Origin of the sequence: Nocardia sp. NPDC058497 (genome assembly GCF_042720195.1) — a bacterium.
Lineage (GTDB): Bacteria > Actinomycetota > Actinomycetes > Mycobacteriales > Mycobacteriaceae > Nocardia.
Genome location: NZ_JBHXMY010000577.1, coordinates 1 through 3,680 on the forward strand (window position 1 = coordinate 1; position 3,680 = coordinate 3,680).

Annotated in this window: 3 protein-coding genes and 1 pseudogene; 2 read left to right on the forward strand and 2 right to left on the reverse strand. The window is 68.7% G+C overall.

Features of this window, described 5'->3' with window-relative positions; translation table 11 throughout:
* On the reverse strand, nucleotides 1–819 hold an 819-nt coding region (locus tag ACFWPJ_RS27495), incomplete at its 3' end, for a hypothetical protein (protein ID WP_378855594.1).
* A 30-nt stretch (nucleotides 820–849) separates the two neighbouring features.
* Nucleotides 850–1,893 (reverse strand): 3-oxoacyl-ACP synthase III family protein, encoded by a 1,044-nt coding sequence (locus ACFWPJ_RS27500; RefSeq protein WP_378855596.1) that lies wholly within the window; start codon nucleotides 1,891–1,893, stop codon nucleotides 850–852.
* A gap of 165 nt (nucleotides 1,894–2,058) precedes the next feature.
* On the opposite strand from ACFWPJ_RS27500, the gene ACFWPJ_RS27505 reads away from it, so the two are divergent.
* Nucleotides 2,059–3,213 carry a cytochrome P450 gene (locus ACFWPJ_RS27505; protein WP_378855598.1) on the forward strand — a complete coding sequence of 385 codons (1,155 nt, stop codon included), beginning with the start codon at nucleotides 2,059–2,061 and terminating at the stop codon, nucleotides 3,211–3,213.
* A gap of 110 nt (nucleotides 3,214–3,323) precedes the next feature.
* Nucleotides 3,324–3,680: pseudogene (locus ACFWPJ_RS27510) on the forward strand (fasciclin domain-containing protein); the annotation flags it as partial.

Genomic DNA, 3,680 nt, shown 5'->3' on the forward strand with positions numbered 1-3,680 from the left:
CGTCACGGCCGCGGCGGTGGGTCCACCGTCGGCCGCGACGAACAGCAGCGGCCGTTGCGCCAACCCGGCATCGCGCGCCGCCACATAGGCGGCCGTCAACGCGGACGTGTGTGCGTCACCGGCGAAGTCGTCGGTCACCACGGCGCCGACCCCGAGCTCGGCGGCCAGCGCGGCGGCGAAGTCGGGCGTCGGCTTGCCGCACACGAGCACGGCCTGGGCCGCGTCGATATCGTCGGCCGCCAGCGCTTCCCGCGCCGCGGCGACCGCGTGCTCGACGAGTTCGGTGGTGTCGGTCCCGAGTTCCACCGTCAAGGCCGACCGGCCGGTGGAGCCCATCGTCGACAGCGTCACATACCCCTGCGGGTCGGGCAGCGCGTCACCGGCGCTCACGTGCACACCGCCGAAACCGACTGCGGCGGTGGAATTCTCGAGCACCAATGCCGCGCCCACCGGTTCGAACGGGAAGTCGGCGTCGGCCCGCATGGACGGGTGCGCGTCGCCGGAGACGATGACCACGTGTCCGGCGGGCAGGTCGGCCAGCAGCGACGCGGCGACACCGACGGCATTGACCACGCCGCACGCCCCGTTCATCAGGTCGAACGACAGGCACGGCACGTCACCGGGCCGGTACTCCAGGCCGATGCCCGCGGCCTGCTGGATCAGCGCCGCCACCGCTGGTTCGACGAGGTTCGCGTCGCGGTACACCCCGACATTGATCAGCGCGTCGACCTGTTCCGGCGTACAGCCCGCACCGGTCAGCGCGGCACGCGCGGCGGCGGCCGCCTGGCCCACCGAACTGACTCCGCCGGTCTGTGTCACGGCCGAAGAAATGATGATTCCCATACTGTCCTATACCCGCAGATCGCCGATTGTCACCGACAGAAACCCGGCGACCACCCCGGAGGCGGCGGGCACGAGCAGCACCTTGGACCCCGGCGCGAGCAGACCCTGCCGCACTGCGTCGTGCAACACCACGAAATGCGATGTCGACGCGGTATTTCCGTATCGGTCCAGCACGGCGAGCTTCGGCGGCATCACCGAGTCGAACTCGCGCTCGGCGATCTTGTCGATCAATTCCACCGCGGGACCGCTGAATTGGTGATGGATCAGGTAGTCGTAGCCCTCGTCGGCGAAGCTGGACTCGCGGGCGGTGAGGAATTCGCGCTGCCGCGAGGTCCACAGCAGGTACCGCGACTCGTTGTGCATCGCGCGGTTGTCGGTGTAGAGGGCGACACCGGGCCCCTGATCGCTCGGCATGCCCAGGCACAGCTTCGCGAACGCCGCACTGGTATTGAGCTCGACGTAGTCCAGGCCGGGTCCGTCGGTGCCGTCGAGGATCACGGCAGCGCCCGCGTCACCGACGGTGAGTGAGGCGAACTGCGGATCGTATTTCTGCGAGATCTCGCGCACCGCGGTGTCGGAGATCGGCGTGATGCACTCGCCGGAGACCACCATGCCCCGCCGCGCCGCACCCGATCGAATCATCCTGTCCAGCACCAGGACTCCGGTCATCATCCCGGCGCACGCGTTGGACACGTCGAAATGGATGGCGCGCGTCGCCCCGAGCGCGTTGCGCAACAGCAGCGCGAAGGACGGCTCGAAGCAGAAGTCCTCGCCGTGGGTGCGGGTGATCGAGCAGGAGATGATCACGTCCAGATCGGCGGCGGCGTACCGGGAATTCGCCAGCGCGCCGCGGGCGGCGGCCAAGGCGATGGTGAACGAATCCTCCACCGCGCCATCCGGGTCGACGCCGCGGACGCGCCGCGCCACGACCCCGCTGACCTTCTCCAGGTCCAACGGCGCGTCGACGGCCAACCGGCTCATCAACTCCGCTGTGGTCACCTCGCGGGCCGGCAGATACGCGCCGACGGCTTCGATTGTCGATCTCACCATGTGTTCACTTCCGAATATCGCGCGATGCACAATCCGCCATCAGCGCATCTCGCCGATCCTAGTCACAGACCTTCACTATTCGGTCACGGTCCACTAGATTGTGCCGGGGTGTGGAGTGCTGCCCGACGCCATGAACTCACCCTACTAGCCGCAGGTCAGCCCTGGTTGCCTGGCGTTCTGCTGCTGGGCAGGATCGCGCGGCCGATACGCAAGGTCCCCAAACTCGGCTGGTTCGTTGCCGATCCGCTGGTCGCGCGCCAGATCTACAACGACAGCACGCACTTCAGCATCGTCTCCGAGGGCGCCGCCGGGCACTGGTGGGCGCAGGTCATCGGCGACTGGGTCGAGGATCTGTTCGAGGGGCCGGGCCACACCGAGCTGCGCACCAAGGTGCGCGACCTGTTCACCCTCACCCACACCGATGCCCTTGTGGAGCGCGTAATCGGCCCCGACCTGCGGGATCTGCGCGATCGGCTCGCCGCGGGCGAGACCGTCGACATCGCCGCCCGCGCGCAGATCCTGGTCGGGCGCAGCGTGTCCGACCTGGTCGGCATGCGCCCCGAGGACATCGCCGCGGCCATCGGCGGCGACCACACCGACGACCTGAACGCGCTGTTCCTGCGGCTGTTCCACCACGTCGAGGAACTGGTCAACCTCGGTTTCGGCACCATGGCCTCGACCACCCTCGACCCGGTCGCGGTGGCCCGCGCGAAGGAACTGGCCGGGCAATTGGCTGTCAATGTCCCTAGCGCTTACGCACGCGCGGATCCCGACACCACCCTCGGGCGCTGCCGCGAGCTGGGTCTGGATGTCGAGCACGCGGCGGGGCTCGCGATTCTCATGGCAGTGGCCGGTACCGACACCCTGGCCAGCGCCATGACCAGGATGGTCGCGATCATGCACGACACCGGTCAGCACCGGGCGCTGCTCGCCGCGCCAGAGCGGCTGCCGGACGCGGTCCGCGAGACGCTGCGGGTGACCAGTCCGGCCTATCTGGTCGGGCGCTCGGTCACCGCCGACGTGACCATCGCCGGGCGCGAGCTACGCGCGGGCGAGCACGTCAAGATCCTCACCTGGACGATCAACAACGCGGTCGGCGAGTTCAGCGTGCACCGCGACTACGTGCCCGAGACCCGTCAGCTCTGGTTCGGCGGCGGCCGTCATCTGTGCCTGGGCGCGCAGCTCGTCCATTCCGAACTCACCGCGCTGCTCGCGGCGCTCACCGCCGCGGGCAGGCCGTGGGAGATCGTCGAGCGCCGCTACCGCCGCAAGGTCTTCATCCCCACCTACGAGACCCTGCGCATCCGTCTAGCGGACTGAGTACGAAGGATTTTGGATCGGGAGCCATCCGGGCCGACGGGCTGGCCGAACTCCGTTGCACACCAACCAGCGCGGCATCTCGCCGCCCTTATGGAAATGACGGACAGACAATGCGATCCATGCGCACTACCCTCCTGGCGGCAGCGCTTCTCGTCTCGGTGCTCGGAGCCTCGGCGTGTACCGACGACGATTCGACCTCCTCGGCGACGGCAACCTCCGCGCCGATGACCTCGACCGCGTCCGGCGCGAACGGATCCGCCGCAGCGGGCCTCGTCGGGCCGGGGTGCGCCGAATACGCCGCACAGGTACCCAGCGGCCCCGGCTCGGTCAGTGGGATGGCTCAGGACCCGGTGGCGACCGCCGCGTCCAACAACCCGATGCTCACCACTCTCGTGTCAGCGGTCTCGGGCAAACTCAACCCGCAGGTCAACCTGGTCGACACCCTCAACGGCGGCCAGTTCACCGTG